Consider the following 22634-nt stretch of genomic DNA (forward strand, 5'->3'; position numbering starts at 1 on the left):
GAATACCTAGGCGTTCTCCAGAGCCCTAGGCCCGTGACCCATCAGGTCCGCAGGCGCTCGATCGCCTGAGCCAACGCCACGTACAGTTTCCCCATGTCGGACGACAGCAGCGTCACACCCAGTGGCGAGCCGTCGCGGCCCGAGAGGATCGCCCGCAGCATCGACTCGAAGTCGTGGATGTAGCGATTCACGTGGTCGCGGAACGCGTCGTCGTGATCGTACAGATAGGCGATCTGCCGCGCTTCGGTCGTATCGAGCAACCGGACGGCCCGCCGGGTAAACACCCCGCGGTCGCCCTTGAGATAGGCCGACCAGGCACTGTCCGAAACATCCGCCGAAAACGTCTTGGCAATGTCGATCGAGGCCGAATTGAGCGCCTCGACCAGCAGCGACACCCGTCGCGCCATCGAATTCTGGTCCGCGGCCTCGCGTTCCAGCCGATCATCCTCGAACCGCGTTTCCAGGATCGCGGACGCGTCGGACAGGGCCGCGATGCGATCCTCCAGTCGCGCGGACGCGCGCGCCGCCGCATCGGCGGCGGCGTCGGCGGCCGTTGCGATGGCGGCGAGCTGGTGTTCGACCGCGCGCGTCGCGGCCCGTTCGACCGCGGCTGCGCTGTGCTGTTCGAACGCAAGCGCGGCATCGGGAATGACGCTCGCCAATGTTTCGCGCGCGCGATCGGCGGCGGCGCTCGCCGTGTCGCGGACGCGCAGGAGCGCCTCGACCAGGCGCGGCGCGGCTTCGTCGGCGAAGCGGTGCGTCTGGCCGATCGTATCGTCGACCATCTGGCCCAAGGCATCTGCCTTGAGTTTGCCGTCGCTCAGTGTGTCGATGAGCGTCCCCGCCAGCTGGTCAACCGTATCGCGCTGATTGGCGACGACATGCGCAATCGCTTCAATCGCATCGTGTGTGCTTTCGGCGGCGGTGACGAGGGCGAGCAACTCGGGCTTCGTTGCACCGACATGGCGACGCGTATCGGACACCTTGGTGTCGAGCCGCGTCAGCGCGTCAGGGAGGGTCTCATCGATCTCGCGTGCGGTGGCATCGAGCGCAAGCAGCAGTCGCTCGATCGTCCCGATCGCGGTGGTTGCCACGGTATCGCCCATCCGCAGCGCCTCGGTCATCGCGTGCGCGGAGCCGCCCAGCGCGCCGATCGAGGCGGCGAGGGTCTGGCTGCGATCGATCCCCTGTGCATGAAGCGCGTCGAACCGGCCCGAGACATGCGCGATGCCGTGATCGAGTTCCGCAAAGATGTCGCTGCCAGTCCCGCGCTGCGCATCGAGGCGGGCAGCGATGTGGTCTATGAGCGCCTCGATCTCGACGATCCTCGACGCCAGGCCGTCCGCGCTGTCGTGGGCGACCCGCTCCAAGGCGGCCTGATTCGTGCCGAGCATCGCCAGCAAGGCATCGCCCTGCGCGGCAATGCCCTTGCGGGCTTCATCGATCGCGTCGGCGGTCCGTCCCAGCAGTCCATCGACCGCGAGCGACATGTTGCCGGTCACCTGTTCAAGCCGCGCACCGGCGGTTTCGCTGGTCGCTTCCATGCGGGTGATGTGCGCCGCGAGCTTCTGTGCGGCGCCGTTCGCCACGGCATCTGCCTCGCGTCCGCGTTCGGCGAGGGCGGACAACTGCGCGTCCAGCGCGGCGGCATGCTCGCTCGCCGTCACGCCCGTCGCCTTCAGCAATTGCGCGAGCGCATCGGTTTCGCCGTGCGCGCGGGGCAACAGCGCGAGCAGGACATCGAGCCGCGTCTGCGCATTTTCTGCCGCTTTGGCGAGCGTGGACGCATGCGCGTCGGCCGAAGCGATATGGTCCCGCAATCCGTTGCCCACGCCCGCGAGGCGCGCAACCGCGGTGTCGCCGAGCGTCCCGAGCCATTCGCTCTGTTCGGTCAACTGGATGCGATGATCGTCGATGCGGGTGGACAGCCGGTCGATCGTACGCTCGAGATTGCTTGCCTCGGCGCGCATTGCCTGTGCGGTCCGTCCGAACCGCCGTGCCTCGGCGGTGCTGGTGCGCAACGCGAGCAGCAACACGATTCCGATCAGCGTCGGCGGAACGCAGAGCCCCGCGACGAAAGTGACGACCCCGGGGGCGGTCAGCTGCGGCAGGTCCGGCCAGGATAGCCATAGCATCGCGACAATCCATACCGCCGCCAGCACCCCGCCCGTTACGGCTAGCCAGGGAAAGCGCGCAACTGGCACTTCCTCGTCGATGAAGTCGTCGGGGTGGGAAAGATGGTGCATGGGCAGGGGTTCCGCGTCGGACGGGAGGGCTTCCAACTGCGACAGCAAGCCGCCACGGGTCGCGTTGCCGGACGTTGGGCCGGACGGTGAGCGGCCATTCGGCCTTAGGTCGATGATGCGAGAACCCCCGTTCATCGCCGATCTTTACCACGAAAACCCGCTAGGCAAAGCGAATAGCGCAACTTAACCTTAAGTCCTTGGTCCTTAGAGGCTGATCCATGGCGTATGATCCCGGTGCAATTGATGCGACGCTCGCGGCGGCAGTAGGCGATGAGCCCATGCTGATCGCCGAATTGCGTGTCGCCTTCCTCGAAAGTGTCCGTCGCGGACTCCATGCCCTGGAGAATGCGTCCGGCGATGCCGAATGGCGCAGCGCCGCCTGGCGGCTCCGCGGGCTGGCGGCCAGTTTCGGAGCGGTGCGGTTGATGGCGATCGCGACGGAGGCCGCCGAAACCGACCCCCACGATGCTGCCTTGATGCGGCGCCTGCGACGGGTGGTCGATCGATTGTGAGGTCTCGTGACGGCTCTTGTCGAAAGACGGGCCGTCCGCGCTGCCCCTTTGCCAAGATCTTCGGAACGCCGTAACAGCGCGACCATGCTGGCAGGACTGATTTTTACGACCGAGGACGCCGACGATCGCCCGGGGACGCTGGCGGGCACCCTTCCGTTCGGTGGGCTGACCCTGGTCGAGTTCCAGGCGCGGTTGCTGGCGGCAGCGGGCGCGACGCAGATCATCCTCGTCGTATCGCGCATGACCCCCGAGCTGCTGGGGGTGATCGGTCGGATCGGACGTCGCGGCGGATCGGTCGACGCGGTGCGCAGCGCACAGGATGCCGTCGCCAAGCTCCACCCGTTGGCCCGCGTCCTGATCGTCGCGGACGGCGTGGTGACGAGCGGCGACATCATCCAGAGCCTCGCGAGCGCCGGCCACGATACGATCGTCATCTGTGATCCGGACGATCACCGCTACGAGCGCGTGAGTGCCAAGGCGGCGTGGGCGGGGCTGGCGCTATTGGATGGCAAGCGCGTCGCAGAAGTGGCTGCAATGCCGCGTGATTATGATTTCCAGTCGACGCTCCTCCGGGTCGCGGCGCAGGCCGGCGCCGAACAGGTCCGCCTCGACCCCCGAGATGCCCCCAAGCATGCGATCGAGCGCAGCGCGGACGCGCTGACACGCCGCGGCACCAGCACCGTCGCCGCACTGGTGGCCAAGCCGGTCCGGTGGGCGGAGCGCTTCCTGCTCGCGCCGTTGGTCCGGCTTTCGCTTCCCCCGTTGATGGCACGACTGGTGCCCACGCTGGCGCCGCTGACGCTCGCCGGGGCGTTGAGCGTTGCCGCGCTGGGCGTGATCGTGGCACGGCACCCCGTGATCGGGCTCATGCTCGCTGCCGTGGCGCTGGTCGCAGCGAGCGTCGCAACCGCTCTCGGCTGGGTCCGGGAAGAGAACAGGATCGCCGCCGTCGCGATGCATGCGCGATCGGGAATCGTCGCACTCGTCGTGCTGGCGATCGGGGTCAGGGCGGACCCCGTCGCGGGAACGTCACTGGCGGGCGGATTGATCGTCGCGGGCGCGCTGCTCGAACGTGCTGCCCTGCCGGCGCTGCTACGCCGCTGGTGGGCGAGCCCCGCCGCGTACCTCGTGATCCTGCTACCGCTGGTCGTGATCGGCTGGCCGTTGATCGGGTTGGCCGCGGCGGGACTGTACGCTGCTGGGACACTTGCGGCCGCAATCGAGGCTTTTCGGCAAAAGCCCTAGTCCCGCTTGGGAGACAAACGGCGTAAGTCCCCGGCATGCCGATCAACGATCGCGAAAAGGATGCAGGGGGCCGGAGCGGCGTCACGACGCTGCTGGAACGCGCGGCGGCGGCGGCGGTGCGCGCGGAAGATCGGTTGTGCGGCGCGATCGAGGATGTGTTCCTTGCGGACGATGCGCGACTGGACGATCGCACGCGACTGGGCATGACCAGACTGCTTGCCCAACTGACCGGCGCGGTCGAGGCAACGCTCCGACGACATGCTGCCCGTCTGCTGATTGCCCGGGACGAAGCCGCGCTCGCCGACCGGGTCAGCGCGCCGGCACTGCCAATCATCGGACGTCTGATCGCCAGTGGGTTGCTGCGGGATCCGGAAGTGATGCGGGAATTGCTCGGCCGGATCCGGCAGGATGCGATCGCGGATGCGCTACCGACGTCTGCGCCGGATGATCCCGAGCGGTCCAGCCTGTTGCCCCGGCTGCTGCATCACGCCAATCCTGCTGTAGGGGCGGGCGCTGCGGCATTGCTGGCCGCGGAAAGCCGTCGTCGCCTCAGCGGTCCTGACGGGACTTCGTCGTCGAGCGACCTCCCCGCCGAACTGCAGCATCGGCTCGTCTGGTGGAGCGCGGCCGCGGTACGGACCGATCTTCCTGACGCGGCCGGCGCAACGACTTCCGCGCTCGATCGCGCGCTTGCCGAGGCGGCGCAGCACGTGATAGCGGCGCATCACGAGCGCGATCGGCTCGAGGCGGTCGCGTTGCAGCTTGCAGTCGCGCTGGACCCGACGCCAGCCGACCGCGCGCGGTTGCTGATGGAGGCGCTGCTCGATCGTCGCTTGTCCCTGTGTATCGCCTTGATCGCGCAGGGCCTCGGGCTCGACTATGCCGACACGCGCGAGATCGTGCTGGACCCTTCCGGCGACCGCCTATGGCTGACGTTGCGCGCGATCGATCTGGACCGCGCGACGATCGCGCGGTTCGGTCTGTCACTCGCCGAAGCCGATCCCCGGCGGGATATCGACGGCTTTGCCGATACGTTGAATGATATTGCAGAGATCGACTGTGTCGCGGCACGCCACGCCCTCGCGCCCCTGTTGCTGCACCGGGATTATCGCGCCGCCTTGACGGCGTTTGCGCGTGGCACCCGGCGGACATCCGCGGTGCGGGGCGCACCGGCGTGAGCCTGGATGACCCGGCGTTCACGCCCGTCCGTGCAAAGCTGGATCGCGACGGTCGGTTGATCGCGGCAGACCAGGCTCTGCTTGACCTCAACGCGCGCGCGGGCGGTGCGCTGGGGCATGTATTGGCGGTTCCGCCGCTGGTAACGCTTGCGCGGCTGGCACTGCGCCTCGCGATCCGCGTGTCGCGCAACGTGGTCGTTGCCGACGGGGGCGCCGATCTGGACCTGCGGGTCGGTGCCGAACCGACACCGTCGTCCGCCGAGCCCGACGGGATCGACCTGACGATCACGGGGTGGCGCCCCCGACCGTCCTGGCAGCCGCCCGCGGTGGACGAAGCGTGCAGCGCCGATTTCCTGCGCAGCGCGGCGGATTGGCTGTGGGAAACCGACTCCGCACTGTCGCTTACCTTCCTGTCGGCCAACGCCGCCGCTACGGGGGATTTGCCGAGCGGGGCGCTATTGGGCCAGCCGCTGACGCGCCTGTTCGCGCTCGCAGAGGACGACGTCGGGGCGTTTCCGATCCTGCACGGCCTCGCCCTGCAACGACGGTTCGACGATCAACCTGCGACCGTGCGCGATACGGGGCAGGCCGTACTCCTGTCGGCGTCGCCGCGTCGCGATGCGAGCGGTGGCTTCATCGGCTTCATCGGAGCGGCGCACATCGTCGACCCGGCAATCCCGGTCCGGCCCAAGGATCCGGCAGCAATCGCGGGCGATGCCGTCATGGACTCGGTCGCCAACGCCTTCGCCGCGCGGCTGGACCAGACCTTGCGCGCTCCGTTGGACCGGATCATTGCCAACGCCGACAGCATCCATGCGCAGTCCGAAGGGCCCTTGCGGCAGGACTATGCGGAGTATGCCGCGGACATCGCGAGCGCCGGTCGGCATTTGATGGGACTGGTCGACGATCTGGTCGATCTCCAGGCGATCGAACGGCCCGATTTTGTCGTAGCCCAGGACGCGATCGACCTGGCGGATGTCGCGCGACGAGCAGCGGGCCTCCTCAACATCCGCGCGTCTTCCGCCCGGGTTCGGATCGACAAGCCGGCGTTCGGCGAAATGCTACCGGCGACGGGCGAATTCCGGCGGGCGTTGCAGGTCCTGGTCAACCTGATCGCCAACGCTGTGCGCTATTCTCCGATCGATGGCATGGTCTGGATCCGCGCCGAGCGTGACGGCAATATCGCCGCCATCATCGTCGCCGACCAGGGCAAGGGAATCGCTTCGACCGATCAGGAGCGCATCTTCGGAAAGTTTGCGCGGGTCGACCAGAATGAGGCGGGCGGATCGGGCCTTGGCCTTTATATCGCGCGACGCCTGGCGCGCGCGATGGGAGGGGACGTGACCGTCGACAGCGCACCAGGACAGGGTGCCCGTTTCGTCTTTTCGCTGCCGCTCCGGGGCATGGAGCGCTTATCCTAATCGCGGATTGACGCCGGCAGCGCTTGGCGTACCTTCCTCTCGCCCATGTAGGGGTGAGGAGAGTTTGTATGCGTAAGATTATTCTGGCGGCGTCGATTCTGGCGTTCGCGGCAGGGACTGCGCCCGCCCTTGCGGCCCCCTGCAAAGACGCCAAGGGGCGTTTCATGAAATGTGCGACCGCGACGCCCAAACCGACCCGATGCCGGCTGAACGGCAAGTTCGCCAAATGCGGCACGCCGGGCGCCAAGGCCGCCTGAATTGCGTGGCGGGCCCGGCGCCGCGAGCTTATCCCTGACGACCTGATGTTCAGGTCGTCAGGGATCAGTCAGCTGTCGAAGAGCACGTCGCTTCGGGTCAGCGCCGCCGCGACCACCATATTGCACCCAGTCCGACTGCGGCCAGAACCGCGCCGTAGACGGCCCATTGCGTCTGCGCGATCATGAAGCTCGACGCAGGCCAATGGACCAGCCCCAAACCTTGGCCGATCCACAGCAGCCCCATCAGCGTGGCGAGCACACCGACGAGGGCCACCAGGGTCTTCACTTGCGCGCATCCAGCGCAACGTAATCGCGCTGCGTCGGTCCGGTGTAGAGCTGCCGCGGACGGCCGATCTTCTGCTCGGGGTCCGAGATCATCTCGTTCCACTGCGCGACCCACCCGACGGTGCGGGCGAGCGCGAACAATGCCGTGAACATCGTCGTCGGGAAACCGATCGCCGAGAGGATCACGCCCGAATAGAAGTCGACGTTCGGGAACAGCTTCTTCTCGATGAAGTACGGATCGCTGAGCGCCATTTCCTCGAGCGCGATCGCGACATCGAACACCGGATCGGTCACGCCGAGCTCGCCGAGCACTTCGCGCACGGTCTGCTGCATCACGGTCGCGCGCGGATCGTAGTTCTTGTAGACGCGGTGACCGAAGCCCATCAGGCGGAACGGATCGTTCTTGTCCTTGGCGCGCGCGATATACTCCGGGATGCGGTCGACGGTGCCGATCTCGCGGAGCATGTTGAGCGCGGCTTCATTGGCGCCGCCATGCGCCGGGCCCCACAGGCAGGCGATGCCCGCCGCGATGCACGCGAACGGGTTGGCGCCCGAAGACCCTGCGAGACGAACGGTCGAGGTCGACGCGTTCTGCTCGTGGTCGGCGTGGAGGATGAAGATCCGGTCCATCGCCTTTTCGACGACCGGGTTCACCACATATTCTTCTGCCGGAACGCCGAACGTCATCTGCAGGAAGTTGCCGGTGTAGCTCAGGTTGTTCTTGGGATGCATGAACGGCTGGCCGATGGAATATTTGTACGCCATCGCAGCGATCGTCGGCATCTTGGCGATGAGGCGATGGCTCGCGATCATGCGCTGCTGCGGATCGGTGATGTCCGCCGAATCCTGGTAGAAGGCGCTGAGCGCGCCGACGACGCCGCACATGATCGCCATCGGATGCGCATCGCGACGGAAGCCGCGATAGAAGGTCGCCAGCTGCTCGTGCAGCATCGTGTGGCGGCTGATCGTGTAGCTGAACTTGTCGAGCTCGTCCTTGGTCGGCAGTTCGCCGTTCAACAGCAGGTGGCAGACTTCCATGAAGGTCGACTGCTCGGCCAACTGGCCGATCGGATAGCCGCGGTGCAGCAGAACGCCCTCATCGCCATCGATGTACGTGATGGCGGAATCACAGCTGGCGGTTGAGGTGAAACCCGGGTCGTAGGTGAACATGCCGGTTTGCGCGTACAGCTTCCGGATATCGAGCACGTCGGGACCGACGCTGCCATGCATGACCTTCAAATCCAGGTCCTTGCCGGCGGCGCTCAGTTTGGCGGTGTCGGTCATCCTTTGTCCTTTCGTGACTTAAGCAAGCATCTGGTCGGCGATCCGACCAAGACTCTCTTCACGCCCGAGCAAATCGAGCACGTCGAAAATTCCAGGCGAGGTCTTGCGCCCGGTCAACGCCGCACGCAGTGGTTGCGCGACTTGTCCGAGTTTGACCCCTGCGTCATCGGCGACCTGCCGTACCGCAGTTTCGAGGCTCTCCGTATCCCAGCTTTCGACTGCGTCAAGCGCTGCGTGCAGCCGGGCGAGCAGTCGGGGGGCGTCGCCGGACAGAAGCGCGGTAGCATCGCGATCCATCTCCAGCGGGCGCTTGCGAAACAGGAAGGCGGCGCCGTTGGCGAGATCGAGCAGATCCGCTGCCCGCGGTTTCAACGAGGCCATGCTCGCTTCAAGAACTTGCAGTTGCTGATCCGTCGGCTCGAAATCAAGGCGTTCGGCAACAAGCGCGGCAAGCCGTGCATCATCCGCGACGCGAATGTATTGGCCGTTCAGGTTTTCAAGCTTCTTGAAGTCGAACCGCGATGGTGACTTGCCCACACCGGCCAGATCGAACCACTCGACTGCCTGGGCGCGGCTGATAATCTCGTGATCACCATGCCCCCAACCAAGCCGCAGCAGATAATTGTCGAGCGCCTCGGGCAGCATGCCGAGCTCGTCGCGATAGTATTCGACGCCGACCGCGCCATGGCGCTTCGACAATTTGGCACCGTCCGACCCGTGGATGAGCGGAATGTGTGCGTAAATGGGATCGGGCCAACCTCCCTCGATCTGCTGCATCGCGCGGATGATCGGCAATTGGCGGAAGGCGTTGTTGAGATGATCGTCGCCGCGAATCACTTGCGTCACGCCCATGTCGTGGTCATCGACCACAACCGCGAGCATATAGGTCGGCGTTCCATCCGACCGCAGGAGCACGAGATCGTCGAGTTCGGCATTCTGAACCGTCACCGCGCCCTGCACACGATCATCGATCGTGACGGCACCCTCGGTCGGCGCCTTGAGGCGGACGACGAAGGGGCGGCTGTCGTCCGCCGCGGCCGCCTGGTCCCGCCAAGGGCTGCGCACCCGAAGCGGCTTCTTGGCGGCTTCAGCCTCGGCGCGCATCGCCGCGAGCTCCTCGGGAGTCAGATAGCAGCGATAGGCATGCCCGCGCTGGACCATCAGATGCGCGACTTCGGCATGGCGATCGGCGCGTGCCGATTGATACACTTCGTCGCCATCCCAATCGAGGCCGAGCCAGCGCAGCGATGTCAGGATCGCATCGATCGCCGGCTGGGTCGAGCGGGCGCGATCGGTATCTTCGATCCGCAACAGGAACCGGCCACCGTGGTGGCGCGCGTAGAGCCAGTTGAACAACGCGGTACGGGCACCGCCGATATGGAGAAAGCCGGTCGGCGACGGCGCAAACCGCGTCACGACCTGTGCATTGGCGGCAGCGTTATCAGCGCTGCTGGCAGCGGTGGTGGTTTCAGTGATTGCGCTCAACCGCGCATACTCCCAGACTAGAATTTCGATGGCCGGATCAGCCTGCAGCGCCCCTAGCACGCGCTTTCCGGCGCTTCAAATCGGCGTGCGCGCATGGCCGTCACATCTCGGGTCCGGCGGCATGGCGGTGGCGGACGAGGTCGAACGCTGGCTGGAGGCTGAGCGCGACCAGCTCGCCCTATGGCTGCCGGTGATGCTGGGGCTGGGCATCACGCTGTGGTTTGTCCTGCCCGATCCGGGCGCATGGCGTGCCGCAATGCTCGTGGCGGTGGCGATCGCGCTGGGTTCCGTGGCGCGCGGACGCCATGGGCGGGCCGCGCGCGCGCTGGCGGTTGGCGCGTTGGCGGTCGCGCTGGGGCTGGGGCTCGTGTGGTGGCGGTCGGAGCGGATCGCGCATCCGATCCTGGCGCGCCCCGCAATTCTGACCTTCACGGCGCGGGTGGAACGGGTCGAGCCGCTGGTCGCGCGGGATCTGGTGCGATTGCGGCTGGCGCCGATCTCGGTCGTCTCCCGCCCGGAAGCGGTATCGCGGCGGCTTCCGGAACTGCCACCCGCGTTGCGCCTCAATCTAGCAAAGGCGGATGTTCCGGTTGGTCTCGTGGCAGGGGCGACCATACGCCTCGCGGCGCGCTTGATGCCCCCGCCCGAACCGGCGGTGCCAGGCGCGTATGACTATGCCCGGACCGCGTGGTTTGACGGGATCGGCGCGACGGGCCGTGGTTTTGCGCCCGTAACGGTCCTCGCGGGCGGGGAGCCAGCCGTTTTGCCCGGTCTGCGCGAGGCGTTGTCCGCGCATATCCAGGAGCGGGCCGGAGGCGGCGGGGCGGGGGGCATTGCGGCCGCCTTGGCGACCGGGGACCAGGGATCGATTCCGCTGGACGATACCGAGGCGATGCGGCGCTCCGGCCTCGCCCATCTCCTGTCGGTCAGTGGGCTCCACATCAGCGCAGCGGTTGCCGCGACGATGATCCTCGTCACGCGCCTGTTGGCGCTGTCTCCGTGGCTGGCCCTGCGTCTGCGATTGCCGTTCGTGCCGGCGCGGCGGGGGCCGTGGTCGCGATCGGCTATACTTTGCTGACAGGCGCCGAGGTTCCGACGATACGTTCCTGTGTCGCATCATTGTGCGTCCTGGTCGCGCTCGCCCTCGGGCGCGAAGCGCTGACCTTGCGGCTGGTCGCGGCGGGCGCGGTGGTGGTCCTGCTGCTATACCCCGAATCCCTGTCGGGCCCGAGCTTCCAGCTGTCCTTTGCAGCGGTCGCGTCGATCATCGCCTGGAACGACCATCCCGGTATCCGGGCGCTGGTCGCAGCCCGGGAGGAGCCGCGCCTGAAGCATCTGCTGCGTAGCACGGGATCCTTGCTGATGACCGGGCTGGTGGTCGAAGCCGCGTTGTTGCCGATCTCGCTGTTCCATTTCCAGAAGGCGGGGGTCTACGGAGCGGTCGCGAATATCGTCGCCATCCCGCTGACAACGTTCGTCGTCATGCCGCTGGAGGCCGCCGCCCTATTGCTCGACACGATCGGTGCCGGACAACCGTTCTGGTGGGCCACCCGGCTCGCGCTCGACGCATTGCTCTGGATTGCAAGGACAACGGCGGCGATCCCCGGCTCGGTCGCGCCCTTGCCGGCCATGCCGGCGGGCGCTTATGCGGCAATGGTCGCGGGCGGCCTGTGGATCGCCCTGTGGCGGACCCGATGGCGACGGCTCGGCGTCGTTCCGCTGCTGACCGGTGCGTTATGGGCGTTCCTGACGCCCGCTCCCGACCTGTTGGTGACGGGAGATGGACGGCATGTCGCGATCCGAACCCAGGCGGGGGACGTCGCGCTGCTGCGGGATCGAACCGGCGACTATACCGCCGACATGATGGCGCAAAGCGGCGGGACGGCGGGGTTGCCGGTGTTATGGTCCGATCAGCGCGACGCGCGTTGCAGCCGCGACCTGTGCATGGCCACCCGCATCATCGGCGCTCGACGCTGGACCATTCTGGCGACGCGTAGCCCGTACCTCGTCCCGATCGACGACTTTATCCGAGCCTGCGCACGTGCCGATATCGTCATCAGCGACCGATGGCTGTCCCGACGGTGCCGTCCGCGCTGGCTGCGGCTGGATCGATCCACCCTGACGCAGACGGGCGGAGTCGCGATTACCTTCCACCCCGCTGCCCCGTGGTCAGCGGCCAGCGCAACGGTTCGCACCGTGCGCACGCCCGGCGACCGGCACCCGTGGATTACGATCCCAGCAGATCGGGTGCCGATCCGTCACGGTCGACGGAGGGCCACCGACCGTCCTGCAGGAACGCAGGATCCAGCGCGCGATTAGTCGTAGCGGCGCAGCAAGCCAGCCAGCTTGCCCTGCACGCGCACCTGGGCCGGCGTATACCGCTGCGGATCATAGGAACGATTGGCCGGGTCGAGCCGGACCATCGCTCCCTCGCGTCGGAAGAATTTGAGCGTTGCCTCGCTGTCGTCGATCAGCGCCACGACGATCTCGCCATCCCGCGCGACGTCCTGGCGTTTGATCAGCGCGTAATCGCCGTCGAGGATCCCCGCCTCGACCATCGAATCGCCTGCGACTTCCAAGGCATAATGTTCGCCGCCGCCCAGCAATGCCGCCGGCACGGCGAGCATGGAGGCGCCCTCGAACGCCTCGATCGGCACGCCGGCTGCGATCCGTCCGTGAAGCGGGATCTCGATCACGTCGTTCGCTGGATTGGGCAGCGGCCGCACGTTCGCCGGCGGCGCTTCCGGTGCTGCGCGTGTCGGGGTCTTGGCGCCCCGCTCGGGCATCTTGAGCACTTCGAGCGCACGGGCGCGGTTGGGCAGCCGACGGATGAACGCCCGTTCCTCGAGCGCGCTGATCAGACGGTGCACGCCCGACTTCGACTTGAGATCGAGCGCTTCCTTCATTTCCTCGAATGAGGGCGAGACGCCTGTCTCCTCCAGCCGGTCGTTGATGAAGCAGATCAGCTCATGCTGTTTGCGCGTTAGCATCCCGGGCCCTTTCGTCGGAACAGACTGCGAACCTATACGGAACAGAAAGGCGGGCGTCAAGCGATCGGCAGGATTTCCACCGAGTCCCCGGCAGCGGCCGCCGGCGCATGGGGCGCGCGGATGATCAGACAGTCAGCGCCCGCCAGCGTCGCCAGCAGCGATGAATCCTGTTGGTCGGCGGGGTAGACCCGCCCAGCACGCGTCGTCGCGCGCATGTAATCCTGGCGACGGTCGTTTTCCTTGAGGGGCGCGCCCAGGATGCCCGGATAGGCCATCGGGCGGGGATCGCGCGCGCCGGCCATCGCGGCGATCAGCGGCTTCAGGAAGATCGCGCCCGTTACGAACGCCGACACCGGGTTCCCGGGCAGGCCGAGCACGAGCATTTCCCCGATCTTGCCCGCGAGCATCGGCTTGCCGGGACGCAGCGCGATCCGCCAGAAATCGATCGACCCGCCGGCCGCGGCCAGGGCGGGCCGGATGAGATCGTGATCCCCCACCGATGCGCCGCCGGTGGTCACCAGAATATCGGCGTCTACCCCTACGAAGGCGTCGGTGATCGTCTCCAGCCGGTCGGGCAGGATGCCGAGGTCGATAATATCGACCGGCAAATCCGCGAGCATCGCAGCGAGCATGACCCCGTTGGACTCCGGAAGCGTACCATCCTCCAAGGGCGACCCCGGCAGGGTGAGCTCGTCACCGCTTGCGACGATCGCGACCCGAATTCGGCGGGCGACAAGCAGGTCGCCATGGCCCCCGCTGGCCGCGAGTGCGATCCGCGCCGGGCTCAGCCGATCGCCCCGATCGATGAGCACGTCGCCGAGACGGAAATCGATGCCTGCCAGCCGGATGTTCCCGCCACGGGCGGGGCCGGCACCCGATCGGCGGACGGCATCGCCATCGCGCTCGGCCTCCTCCTGGATGAGCACCGCGTCGGCACCGGCGGGCAGCGCGGCTCCGGTAAAGATCCGGACGGTCTCGCCCGCATTCAGCGCGCCGTCGAAGGGATGGCCCGCCGCGCTTTCTCCGATCAGGCGAAGCGGCCCGCCCAGATCATCGTAGCGAACCGCATAGCCGTCCATGGCGGAAAGATCGCGCGCCGGCTGGGTCCGGCGAGCCGTAACGGCGCATGCGGCCCAGCGGCCGGCGGCCTTGCGCAAGGGGACCGTTTCGGTGGCAATGCGCGGTGCCAGCGTCAGAAGACGCGCTTGCGCATCCTCGACGGCAAGAAGGGGGGGGCGTTCAGTCATGGCGGCTGTCCCTATCGCCTTCGCTCGGGTTGCGTCGACCCCTGTCGTCAGCCGCGACCAACGGAGCCGCCACCGGCGCATTGATGCCGCCAGGACACACCTGATCACTGAAGTGCGCCCGATGCTGCCGCCGTGTACGATTCGTCATGACTGCGAAACAATCCCGTTCTAGCCGCCGCCGCGGGGAATGGCTTCCGATCCTTGGATGGGCCGACGTGCGGGCGACGCCAATGGGCGCGCTCGATCGTGTCGAGCAGCCGTTCTCCCCGGACGATCAAGGGGACCTTTTCGTGAACAAGACTTTTGTAAAATCCGTGTTGCTGGCGGGGGCAGCGGGCTCCGCTGTGTTTGCCGCATCGATGGCACAGGCGCAGACGGCCCCCGATCCGGTCGCTGTCGCGACGAGCGACGCGCCCACCACGGCCGATGGTCTCGGCGATATCGTCGTCACCGCGGAGCGCCGTACCGAGAACCTGCAGAAAGTCCCGGTTTCGGTCGGCGTGATCGGTGGCGATGCGCTGCGGACGTTCCAGACCGGCGGCGGCGATATTCTCGAACTCGCCAATCGTATTCCGGGCCTGTACGCCGAGACGACGACGGGCCGCATCTTTCCGCGCTTCTACATCCGTGGTCTGGGCAACATCGACTTCTATCTGGGCGCTTCGCAGCCCGTGTCGATCATCCAGGACGATGTCGTGCTCGAGCACGTCGTCCTGAAGTCCAATCCGGTGTTCGACGTCCGCCAGGTGGAAGTCCTGCGTGGCCCGCAGGGCACGCTGTTCGGACGCAACACGACCGCCGGCATCATCAAGTTCGATACCAATCGCCCGACGAACACGTTCGAGGGCCGCGCCTCGGCATCCTATGGCAGCTACAATACCGCGACGATCGACGCGGGCGTCGGTGGCCCGATCGTGAAGGACGTCCTGTCGTTCCGCGTGTCGGGGCTGTTCCAGCATCGCGACAATTGGATCGACAACCGGTATGCCGGCCCGAGCGACGACGGGACCGTCGGCGGCAAGGACAAGCTCGGCGGGTTCGACGAGAAGGACGTTCGCATTCAATTGATGCTGACGCCCCCGGAAACCGGTTTTACCGGGCTGCTGTCGGCTCATGCGCGCGACTATAAGGGCTCCTCGACGATCTTCCATCGCGGTGCGATCAAGCTCGGGTCGAACGACGTCAGCGCGGAGCCGCGCAGCGTCGTCGGCCTCGACGAAGGCGCCAACAATCCGCAGGCGTACAAGACCTATGGCGGGTCGTTCAACGCGACGAACGATTTCGGCGGCGTCGTGCTCACGTCGATCAGTTCCTATGAGACGACCGCAGGCTATAGCCGCGGCGATACCGATGGCAGCATCGGCGCGAACTATCCGGGTGCGCTGTTCACCGCCGAGAGCCAAGGGCGCGTACGAGATCTTGATCAGCTCAGCCAGGAAGTTCGCTTGTCCAATGCCGGCAAGGGCCGCTTCAAGTGGCAGATCGGCGGGATATACTTCGATTCGCGCGACACGACCGAGTTCGACCAGCGCGGCTTTTTCCTGTTGCCGGGGCAGGCTGCGCGCAATCCCAACAACTTCGTCGTGATCCGCAACGTCAATACATCCTACGCCGGTTTCGGCCAGATCAGCTACGAGATCCTGCCCAAGCTGACTCTCACCGGCGGCGTGCGCGTCACCAACGACACCAAGTCGACACGGCTCGTCCAGCGTCGCCTGAATGCCGCGGGGGCGCCGATCGCGACCGACAATGTGCGGCCTTATGTTCGTCTGTCCGATACGCAGCCGAGCTGGGATGCGAGTGCATTGTACCAGATCGATCGCGATGTCAGCGTCTACGCGCGGGTCGCGCGCGGCTTCCGCGGGCCTACGATCCAGGGGCGTAACGCTGTATTCGGCAGCGATTTCGTCACGGCGACGTCCGAGACGATCATGTCGTACGAGGCGGGTGTCAAGTCGAACCTGCTCAACAACACGCTGCGGTTCAACGCGACCGGCTTCTACTACAAGGTCGACAACATCCAGTTGAACGGCAACGATGCCAATAACAACGGCTTGCTGTTCAACGCCAATCAGGCCCAGGCATGGGGCGGCGAGGCAGAACTGACGTGGCGTCCGCTGCGCGACTTCACGCTGGGATTGGGGGGCAGCGTGCTGCACACCGAGGTCAACGATACGCGTGTCTATGCGCCGGTCTGTTTCCTCAACGGGGCGAAGACGTGCACCGTGCTCAATCCCACGATCAACGTCCGCAACGGTGCCGGAGCGGTCACGGCCGTGCTCGCCCAGATCAATGGCAACGTCCTGCCGAACGCCCCGAAATATCAACTCGACGCGAATGCGCGCTATGACCTGCCGCTCGGCAATGGCGGTAAACTGTTCGTTTCGGGCGACGTGAACGTACAGGGCTACACCAGCTTCGTGCCCTATAAGACGGTGGAATACACGTCCGACGGCACGTTCGAAGCGGGTCTGAAAGCCGGCTACGCCGGACCGGCGAACGCGTATGAGATCGCGGTGTTCGTGCGCAACCTGACCAACGAGAAGAACCTGAAGGGCGTGCTCGATAACTACAACGCCGCCGTCTTCAACGATCCGCGGATCATCGGTGTGTCGCTGAGCGGCAAGTTCTGATCCGACGGGAGCGAGCCGGCCATGCCTTCGGGGGTGGTTGGCTCGCCTACCGGCGTCTGATTTTGAGCCCGCCGATATCGGGCAAGGGCAACAGCGTCGGGGCGATCCTGTTGCCCGGTACGGGTGCGGCCGCGGCATTGGCTGCCAGAACATCACGCGCGATCGGAAGCGCCGGATATAGCGTGCGGGCTCTGGCAAACAGCGCGCGCGCCGCGAGGGCCCCGGGAACTGTCTCCCGCGTGCCGACCCACCGCCAATGCCACGGTTCCCATGTCAAGCCCTGTCGGTTGCCCGCCGGGAAAGACAGTTCGAAACCATAATCGGGAGCATGTGCCAGCAGCCATTGCCCCGGCGCAGTCGAGGCGAAGCAATAGCTCACGTCGGGGCATGCGCGCGATGGTCGAAGGCCGAAGTCGATCGCATAGCCGGTGGCATGCTCGCTATATCCCGGCGGGGCGACGGACCGCGCGCGATCGACCGCATCGATGCAGGTTGCGCGATGCCGCTCGTGGCAGAAGACCGCATGCTGCCGCGCGACGTCACGGTGGCACGATATGCCGCGCAGGCTGTTCCCAACCCCCGGTGCGGTCGCGGCGGCCGCCAGCATCTGGTCGAGATCCGGAAGCATGTCACGATGGACGCGACAAGTCGCCCCAACCGAGAAGCCGGAGGGCGCGATCACGAGATCCTGCGCGCGCGCGTCGCCGTACGGCAGGTGTCCGAGCATGCGGCCGTCGTCGGACGCTACCAGACTGGTCGGTGCTCCGGGTCGCGCGGGCTGGGCCAAGGCGGCCGATCCCGCCAGGAGTGCGATCAACACCGCCGTGGCCGTTCGAAACGTCGACTGAACACCCCGCAAAATACGTCTTCTCACCACTGTCGACGCGGCGCCTCTGGCATGCGCGGGCTTGCGGTGGCAAGAGGCGGCCATGCTGGCAAACCATGTTCTTTTCCTCGATGGCGAGGCGCTCGTCATCGACAAGCCCGCCGGGCTCCCGGTCGACCGTCCGCGCGACGGCTCGCTGAGCCTTGAAAACCACCTCGACGGGCTGACCTTCGGGTTCAAGCGCTGGCCGGTGCCGGTCCATCGGCTCGACCGCGATACCTCCGGGTGCCTGTTGCTGTCGCGCAACCCGAAGGCGCATGCCCGGCTGCAGCAGGCGTTCGAGCAAGGGCTGGTGCGCAAGCGCTATCTCGCGGTGCTCGAGGGCGTGGTCGAGGGGGAGGGCGGCCTGATCGATCTCGCGCTCGCCAAGGTGAGTACGGTCGAGGACGGCTGGCGGATGGTCGGCAGCCCCGAGGGCAAGGCGTCGCGGACGCACTGGCGGCTGCTGGCGGTCAAGGACGGGCGCAGTTTCGTCGAGTTCATTCCCGAAACCGGGCGGACCCACCAGATCCGCGTCCATGCGCTCGAGGGACTCGGCGCGGCGGTCGTCGGCGATCCGGTCTATGGCGCGGGCGGGGGCGAGACGCTGCTGCACGCCGCCGAACTGACGATCCCACGCGCGGGGAAGGAGCCGATCGTGGCGAAGGCGCCGCTGCCTGCGCGGTTCATCGCGGCGGGGTTCACCGAGGCCGATGCAGTGGCGGCAGCTGTACCCGACGCGGCTCCCGAAACGCCGACCGATGGCTAGGATCGAGCTGCCCGAGGATGCGATCGAGGAGCGGTTCCTCGCCGCCTCGGGGCCGGGCGGGCAGAACGTCAACAAGGTCGCAACCGCGGTCCAGCTGCGAGTCGACGTGTTCAAGCTCGGGCTCGAACCCTGGGCGTATCAGCAGCTCAAGACGGTCGCCGGGAGCCGGATGACCGCGGGCGGTACGCTGGTCATCACCGCGCGGCGGTTTCGCACGCAGGAGGCCAACCGGGTCGATGCGCGCGAGCGGATCGTCGAGCTTCTCGAACGCGCGCACGAACGGCAGGCGCGCCGGGTGAAGACCAAGCCGAGCAGGGCGGCGAAGGCACGCCGGGTCGATTCGAAGAAGGGCCGCGCGGTGGTGAAGGCGGGGCGGGGGCGGGTCAGCGTGGACTGACGAACACCGTCTGCGGTCAATTCCGGTTTGCGGGTGGTGACTCAACCCGTTCGGGCTGAGCGGAGTCGAAGCCCCGGTCTCGCCACTGGCCTCGGTCCGTCATGCAAGCGGCCCTTCGACTTCGCTCAGGGCGAACGGGTAGGGGTTGGGCTCCTATCCCTTCACCGCGCGACTCGCTTCGCCATCGCCGCATTGCCCTGATCTGCCGCCACCGATGCGGCCGACCGTCCCGACTGGTCGGTGATCGTGCGATCCGCGCCCGCCGCGATCAGCATCTCGACCTGCTTGGTGCGGTTGAACAGCGACGCCATCATCAACGCGGTCTGCCCCGCGCCGTTGCGCGCGTTGACGTTGCACCCCGCCTTGAGCAACCGCGCCGCGACCGCGTCGTCCCCCTTGAACGCGACGCCCATCTGCGCGGTGTTGCCCTGGTCGCGATCGGCGCGGCACGGGTCCGCGCCCTGCGCGATAAGTGTTTCGACCGTCGCGAGCTGGCCATTGTACGCCGCGAGGATCAGCGGGGTGAAGCCGCGGTCGTCATAGGCATTGGCGTTCGCGCCCGCTTTGATCAGCGGCGCGATCAGGTCGGTCCGGCCAAGCCGCGCCGCCTCGAACAGCAACTGCTGCCGACGCTCGGGTGAAGGGAGGGATGCTGCAGGGGCAGGGGCGGGGGCGGGGGCAGCAGACTGAGGGGTTGCAGCGGCAAGAAGCATCGCAAACAGGGCCATGTCGGTCTTTTCGATTGAGGCGGAGGCGTACCGGCGACAGCCCGATCAGGGGCTGTCGCCGGTCGATCGCTCAGCGCGCGGGCTTCGCGGGATTGGCAGCGCGATAGTCGCTGACCGCACGGCTGACGTCCGCCATTGGGACATGGACCGCGGTCGCGAGCTGCGTGCCGAAGTCCTTGTCCGCCTGGTAGAAATAGCTGACCATCACCGTTTTGGTCCGCGCCGAGGTGACGACGTTGAGGTCACCCGCGAGATTGGCGATCAGGTCCGCCTTGTCCTGCGGCTTGAGCGCGCGGTAGAAATCGCCGGTCTGAGCGAAGTTGCTGGTCTTCGAGATGGCCTTCGCATCGACCATCGCATTGACCTGATACGGCGCTGCACGGGAGCGTGCGTCGGTCGACTTGGGCTCGGTCGTCGAGGGGAAGTAGTTGACGTCCGAGGTCCGCTGCGATGCATTCAGCGCCCCGTCCTGATTATTGTTCGCGACCGGCGCGAGCGGACGATTGACCGGCAATTGCAGGGCGTTGGCGCCAAGGCGATACCGCTGCGTGTCCGCGTAGGAGAACAGGCGCCCCTGCAGCATCCGGTCCGGCGACGCCTCGATCCCGGGCACCATGTTCGACGGCGCGAACGCCGACTGCTCGGTGTACTCGAAGAAATTGTCGGGCACCTTGTTGAGCGTCATTTCGCCGATCTTGCGGAACGGCACGCCAAGCCACTCCTTGGTGTCATCGAACGGATTATAGTCGAGCTTGGCGAAGTCCGCGGGCTTCATCGTCTGGACCATCAGGTCCCAGACGGGGAAATTGCCCTTGGCGATCTCGCCGTACAGGTCGTCGGTCAAATAGTTGAACCCGGCGGCGGCGGCCTGCGCGCCGTTGAGGTTGCGGACGCCCTGACGGCTGATCCAGCGGAACTTGGCAAAGACCACCTCGCCCCTGGCGTTGACCAGCTTGAACGCGTGGACGCCATTGCCGTCCATCGTGCGGTACGATGCGGGCGTGCCGAGGTTGGAATAGACGTGCGCGAGCATGTTGGTCGCCTCGGGCGTCGCCGAAAAGAAGTCGAACAGGCGGTTGGGATCCTGCTTGTTCGTGACCGGAGACGGCTTGAGCGAGTGAATCATGTCCGGGAACTGGATCGCGTCGCGGATGAAGAAGATCGGCAGGTTGTTGCCGACCAGATCCCAATTGCCCTGATCGGTGTAGAACTTGGTCGCGAAGCCACGCGGATCACGCAGGCCTTCGGGGCTGCCCGAGGGATGGATCACGGTCGAGAAGCGGACGAACACCGGGGTCTGCTTGCCAGCGGTGAACAGCGAGGCACTGGTGAGGACGGCCATGTCCGCGGTTGCGGTGAAGACGCCCTGCGCGCCGGTGCCGCGCGCGTGGACGACACGCTCGGGGATCCGCTCACGGTCGAACCGCGCGAGCTTCTCGATCAGCGTGGTGTCCTCGATCAGCACCGGGCCGAGGTCGCCCGCTGCCTTGCTGTGGCGGTTCTCGCCGATCGGCGCGCCATTGTCGCGCGTCATCTGGACGGGCGCGGTGGTGCGCGCGCCGCCCTTCGCATCGACCGTACCATTGACGCCGGCCTGTGCGGCGGCGGGCTTGTCCGCGCCGGTCGGGGCGGCGGCGGTGGTCATGCGGGTCTCGACCTGCGTGTCGGCGGGCGACAGCGTCTGTGCCGCCAGCGGTGCGGCGATCGCACTTGTCGAGGCGGCGGCGACGAGGAGCGCGCCAAAACGATGGCGTGGGGTAGCGTTCATCAAAATCGGATCCCTTGTTGGCAGCATCGGCTGGTCGCACCGGGGCAGGCGACGAACCGTGCAGCGCAGCCCCCTGCGGGACGGGGCGATGAAACCGAAACGGAACTTTCCGATCACAGCAAGTGCCCGAGACGATCACGCGCATCGGGGTGGCGCGGCAGCGTGAGCGATACCAATTAGGTGTGGAGCGTTCTAAAGCCACCGCCACACCCCCGCGACGATTCCGGAGTTTCCCGCCATGTACGCCTTCACGATCGACGAGAGTTCCAAGGCTGACCTCTACCGCGATCTCCACGCGGCACTCGACGCGCTCACCGATGGCGAGCCGGATGCGATCGCCAACATGGCGAATGCGGCAGCGCTGATCTCGCAATATCTGCCCGACCTCAACTGGGCGGGGTTCTATCGGATGGTCGGTGGTGAACTGGTCGTCGGGCCGTTCCTCGGCAAGCCCGCGTGCATCCGCATCGCGCTCGGCGACGGCGTTTGCGGTGCGGCGGCGAAGACCCGGGAGACGCAGGTGGTCGAGGACGTCCATGCCTTCCCCGGCCATATCGCGTGCGATGCGGCGAGCCGCTCCGAACTGGTCGTGCCGATCGTCCATGACGACCGCCTGATCGGTGTGCTCGATCTCGACAGTCCGAGCGCGGCGCGGTTCGACGCACAGGATGCCACGGGGTGCGAGGCGCTGATGGCGTTGCTTGCCCCGCGCATCGCTGGCTGAACGGGGCGGGGTTTACCGAACCTTCATCCCGATCCGGCAGGCAAGAATTTGCTGGGAGGGGTCTGATGCGACGTCTGGGTGTTTTGACGATGGCGCTTGCTATGGTGTCGGGAGCGACCGCCGCCGCGGCGCAGCGGTCGCCCGCACCGCCATCGCAACAGGATACGGGGCCGGCGGTCTACGTCGACGCAGGCGAGATCGTGCGAGAGGCGGCCGATCGGGCCGAACGCAATGGCGGGTACGGCTCGGTCGACGAGCCGCCCGTGATCGTCCTGCCGCCGGTCGTGTCGCGCGGCGGGGTTACCACGTACGCGACGAACGCGGCGTATTCCGGCAGTGCTGCGCGACGGTATGAGGCCGGGGGCAGCAGCGTCGTGACGGTGCAGAGCGGCGCATCCTATGGCTATCCGGACAGAGCCGTCGCTTCGCGTGTGCAGCGCCGCAGCCGTCATCGCAGCCGTTCGCGGCGATAGCGATCGCGCTTCGACAGGTTGTCCGCTTGACGACCCATCCCCGCTTCCCCGGCGAAGGCCGGGGCCCAGTAGCGGAGGTTGCTGTAACGTGGCATGGCAACCGCCATAAGTCGCCCTCTACTGGGCC

General features: G+C 66.7%; 21 protein-coding genes. 12 read left to right on the top strand and 9 right to left on the bottom strand.

Annotation, left to right across the window (positions count from 1 at the left end):
- Nucleotides 1-41: 41 nt before the first annotated feature.
- Nucleotides 42-2246, bottom strand: a complete 2205-nt coding sequence (locus tag L8G49_RS11510) for a hypothetical protein (RefSeq protein WP_242185810.1) — start codon at nucleotides 2244-2246, stop codon at nucleotides 42-44.
- Nucleotides 2247-2464: 218 nt separating this feature from the next.
- On the opposite strand from L8G49_RS11510, the gene L8G49_RS11515 reads away from it, so the two are divergent.
- From L8G49_RS11515 to L8G49_RS11535, 5 genes are all read left to right on the top strand, one after another.
- Complete coding sequence (locus L8G49_RS11515) at nucleotides 2465-2758, top strand: Hpt domain-containing protein (RefSeq protein ID WP_242138836.1); 294 nt, start codon at nucleotides 2465-2467, stop codon at nucleotides 2756-2758.
- Nucleotides 2759-2842: 84 nt separating this feature from the next.
- Nucleotides 2843-4003 (top strand): hypothetical protein, encoded by a 1161-nt coding sequence (locus tag L8G49_RS11520; RefSeq protein WP_242138837.1) that lies wholly within the window; start codon nucleotides 2843-2845, stop codon nucleotides 4001-4003.
- Between the two features lie 35 nt (nucleotides 4004-4038).
- Nucleotides 4039-5181, top strand: a complete 1143-nt coding sequence (locus L8G49_RS11525) for a DUF2336 domain-containing protein (RefSeq protein ID WP_242185811.1) — start codon at nucleotides 4039-4041, stop codon at nucleotides 5179-5181.
- A complete protein-coding gene (locus L8G49_RS11530; protein ID WP_242185812.1) occupies nucleotides 5178-6602 on the top strand; it encodes a HAMP domain-containing sensor histidine kinase in 1425 nt (474 codons plus the stop codon). Before L8G49_RS11525 ends, L8G49_RS11530 begins: the two co-directional genes overlap by 4 nt.
- A gap of 68 nt (nucleotides 6603-6670) precedes the next feature.
- A complete protein-coding gene (locus L8G49_RS11535) occupies nucleotides 6671-6859 on the top strand; it encodes a hypothetical protein (protein WP_242185813.1) in 189 nt (62 codons plus the stop codon).
- Nucleotides 6860-6956: 97 nt separating this feature from the next.
- Here the strand turns inward: L8G49_RS11535 and L8G49_RS11540 are convergent, their stop codons facing one another.
- The 3 genes from L8G49_RS11540 to gltX are packed head-to-tail and all read right to left on the bottom strand — an operon-like array spanning nucleotide 6957 to nucleotide 9913.
- Nucleotides 6957-7145 (bottom strand): hypothetical protein, encoded by a 189-nt coding sequence (locus L8G49_RS11540; RefSeq protein ID WP_242185814.1) that lies wholly within the window; start codon nucleotides 7143-7145, stop codon nucleotides 6957-6959.
- Nucleotides 7142-8428 carry a citrate synthase gene (locus L8G49_RS11545; protein WP_242138842.1) on the bottom strand — a complete coding sequence of 429 codons (1287 nt, stop codon included), beginning with the start codon at nucleotides 8426-8428 and terminating at the stop codon, nucleotides 7142-7144. The genes L8G49_RS11540 and L8G49_RS11545 overlap by 4 nt, the downstream gene beginning before the upstream one ends.
- Nucleotides 8429-8446: 18 nt before the next feature.
- Nucleotides 8447-9913: a glutamate--tRNA ligase gene (gene gltX / locus L8G49_RS11550; protein ID WP_242185815.1), complete on the bottom strand. Its 1467-nt coding sequence runs from the start codon at nucleotides 9911-9913 to the stop codon at nucleotides 8447-8449.
- A 28-nt stretch (nucleotides 9914-9941) separates the two neighbouring features.
- On the opposite strand from gltX, the gene L8G49_RS21010 reads away from it, so the two are divergent.
- Both L8G49_RS21010 and L8G49_RS11555 read left to right on the top strand, forming a co-directional pair.
- The gene (locus L8G49_RS21010; RefSeq protein WP_277923235.1) at nucleotides 9942-10991 is read left to right on the top strand and encodes a ComEC/Rec2 family competence protein; all 1050 of its coding nucleotides are present in this window, start codon (nucleotides 9942-9944) and stop codon (nucleotides 10989-10991) included.
- Nucleotides 10913-12232 carry a ComEC/Rec2 family competence protein gene (locus tag L8G49_RS11555; protein WP_347272059.1) on the top strand — a complete coding sequence of 440 codons (1320 nt, stop codon included), beginning with the start codon at nucleotides 10913-10915 and terminating at the stop codon, nucleotides 12230-12232. Before L8G49_RS21010 ends, L8G49_RS11555 begins: the two co-directional genes overlap by 79 nt.
- Here L8G49_RS11555 and lexA read toward each other — a convergent pair.
- Both lexA and glp read right to left on the bottom strand, forming a co-directional pair.
- The gene (gene lexA, locus L8G49_RS11560; RefSeq protein WP_242138844.1) at nucleotides 12229-12903 is read right to left on the bottom strand and encodes a transcriptional repressor LexA; all 675 of its coding nucleotides are present in this window, start codon (nucleotides 12901-12903) and stop codon (nucleotides 12229-12231) included. The genes L8G49_RS11555 and lexA overlap by 4 nt on opposite strands.
- Nucleotides 12904-12959: 56 nt before the next feature.
- Nucleotides 12960-14150: a gephyrin-like molybdotransferase Glp gene (gene glp, locus L8G49_RS11565; protein ID WP_242185816.1), complete on the bottom strand. Its 1191-nt coding sequence runs from the start codon at nucleotides 14148-14150 to the stop codon at nucleotides 12960-12962.
- A 290-nt stretch (nucleotides 14151-14440) separates the two neighbouring features.
- Between glp and L8G49_RS11570 the strand changes: the two genes are divergently transcribed.
- Nucleotides 14441-16783 (top strand): TonB-dependent receptor, encoded by a 2343-nt coding sequence (locus L8G49_RS11570; RefSeq protein WP_242185817.1) that lies wholly within the window; start codon nucleotides 14441-14443, stop codon nucleotides 16781-16783.
- A gap of 46 nt (nucleotides 16784-16829) precedes the next feature.
- On the opposite strand, the gene L8G49_RS11575 is transcribed toward L8G49_RS11570, so the two are convergent.
- Entirely contained in the window at nucleotides 16830-17603 is a 774-nt protein-coding gene (locus tag L8G49_RS11575) for a M15 family metallopeptidase (protein WP_242185818.1), read from the bottom strand.
- Nucleotides 17604-17712: 109 nt separating this feature from the next.
- Between L8G49_RS11575 and L8G49_RS11580 the strand changes: the two genes are divergently transcribed.
- Together L8G49_RS11580 and arfB are read left to right on the top strand one after the other, a co-directional pair.
- Nucleotides 17713-18417 carry an RNA pseudouridine synthase gene (locus L8G49_RS11580; RefSeq protein WP_242185820.1) on the top strand — a complete coding sequence of 235 codons (705 nt, stop codon included), beginning with the start codon at nucleotides 17713-17715 and terminating at the stop codon, nucleotides 18415-18417.
- Entirely contained in the window at nucleotides 18410-18814 is a 405-nt protein-coding gene (arfB, locus tag L8G49_RS11585; protein ID WP_242185822.1) for an alternative ribosome rescue aminoacyl-tRNA hydrolase ArfB, read from the top strand. Before L8G49_RS11580 ends, arfB begins: the two co-directional genes overlap by 8 nt.
- 161 nt (nucleotides 18815-18975) lie before the next feature.
- On the opposite strand, the gene L8G49_RS11590 is transcribed toward arfB, so the two are convergent.
- A complete protein-coding gene (locus L8G49_RS11590) occupies nucleotides 18976-19542 on the bottom strand; it encodes an ankyrin repeat domain-containing protein (RefSeq protein WP_242185823.1) in 567 nt (188 codons plus the stop codon).
- Between the two features lie 70 nt (nucleotides 19543-19612).
- The gene (locus L8G49_RS11595; RefSeq protein WP_277923236.1) at nucleotides 19613-21310 is read right to left on the bottom strand and encodes a catalase; all 1698 of its coding nucleotides are present in this window, start codon (nucleotides 21308-21310) and stop codon (nucleotides 19613-19615) included.
- 238 nt (nucleotides 21311-21548) lie between these two features.
- On the opposite strand from L8G49_RS11595, the gene L8G49_RS11600 reads away from it, so the two are divergent.
- Together L8G49_RS11600 and L8G49_RS11605 are read left to right on the top strand one after the other, a co-directional pair.
- Entirely contained in the window at nucleotides 21549-22034 is a 486-nt protein-coding gene (locus L8G49_RS11600) for a GAF domain-containing protein (RefSeq protein WP_242185824.1), read from the top strand.
- A gap of 65 nt (nucleotides 22035-22099) precedes the next feature.
- Entirely contained in the window at nucleotides 22100-22507 is a 408-nt protein-coding gene (locus tag L8G49_RS11605; protein WP_242185825.1) for a hypothetical protein, read from the top strand.
- Nucleotides 22508-22634 lie beyond the last annotated feature (127 nt).

Source organism: Sphingomonas sp. CARO-RG-8B-R24-01, from assembly GCF_022662295.1.
GTDB lineage: Bacteria > Pseudomonadota > Alphaproteobacteria > Sphingomonadales > Sphingomonadaceae > Sphingomonas.

Coding starts and splice junctions, on each gene's coding strand:
- L8G49_RS11595 (WP_277923236.1), bottom strand. CDS start 21,310: ATGAACGCTACCCCACGCCATCGTTTTGGCGCGCTCCTCGTCGCCGCC.
- L8G49_RS11535 (WP_242185813.1), top strand. CDS start 6,671: ATGCGTAAGATTATTCTGGCGGCGTCGATTCTGGCGTTCGCGGCAGGG.
- lexA (WP_242138844.1), bottom strand. CDS start 12,903: ATGCTAACGCGCAAACAGCATGAGCTGATCTGCTTCATCAACGACCGG.
- glp (WP_242185816.1), bottom strand. CDS start 14,150: ATGACTGAACGCCCCCCCCTTCTTGCCGTCGAGGATGCGCAAGCGCGT.
- L8G49_RS21010 (WP_277923235.1), top strand. CDS start 9,942: ATGGCCGGATCAGCCTGCAGCGCCCCTAGCACGCGCTTTCCGGCGCTT.
- L8G49_RS11545 (WP_242138842.1), bottom strand. CDS start 8,428: ATGACCGACACCGCCAAACTGAGCGCCGCCGGCAAGGACCTGGATTTG.
- L8G49_RS11590 (WP_242185823.1), bottom strand. CDS start 19,542: ATGGCCCTGTTTGCGATGCTTCTTGCCGCTGCAACCCCTCAGTCTGCT.
- L8G49_RS11600 (WP_242185824.1), top strand. CDS start 21,549: ATGTACGCCTTCACGATCGACGAGAGTTCCAAGGCTGACCTCTACCGC.
- L8G49_RS11605 (WP_242185825.1), top strand. CDS start 22,100: ATGCGACGTCTGGGTGTTTTGACGATGGCGCTTGCTATGGTGTCGGGA.
- arfB (WP_242185822.1), top strand. CDS start 18,410: ATGGCTAGGATCGAGCTGCCCGAGGATGCGATCGAGGAGCGGTTCCTC.
- L8G49_RS11510 (WP_242185810.1), bottom strand. CDS start 2,246: ATGCACCATCTTTCCCACCCCGACGACTTCATCGACGAGGAAGTGCCA.
- L8G49_RS11580 (WP_242185820.1), top strand. CDS start 17,713: ATGCTGGCAAACCATGTTCTTTTCCTCGATGGCGAGGCGCTCGTCATC.
- L8G49_RS11525 (WP_242185811.1), top strand. CDS start 4,039: ATGCCGATCAACGATCGCGAAAAGGATGCAGGGGGCCGGAGCGGCGTC.
- L8G49_RS11515 (WP_242138836.1), top strand. CDS start 2,465: ATGGCGTATGATCCCGGTGCAATTGATGCGACGCTCGCGGCGGCAGTA.
- L8G49_RS11520 (WP_242138837.1), top strand. CDS start 2,843: ATGCTGGCAGGACTGATTTTTACGACCGAGGACGCCGACGATCGCCCG.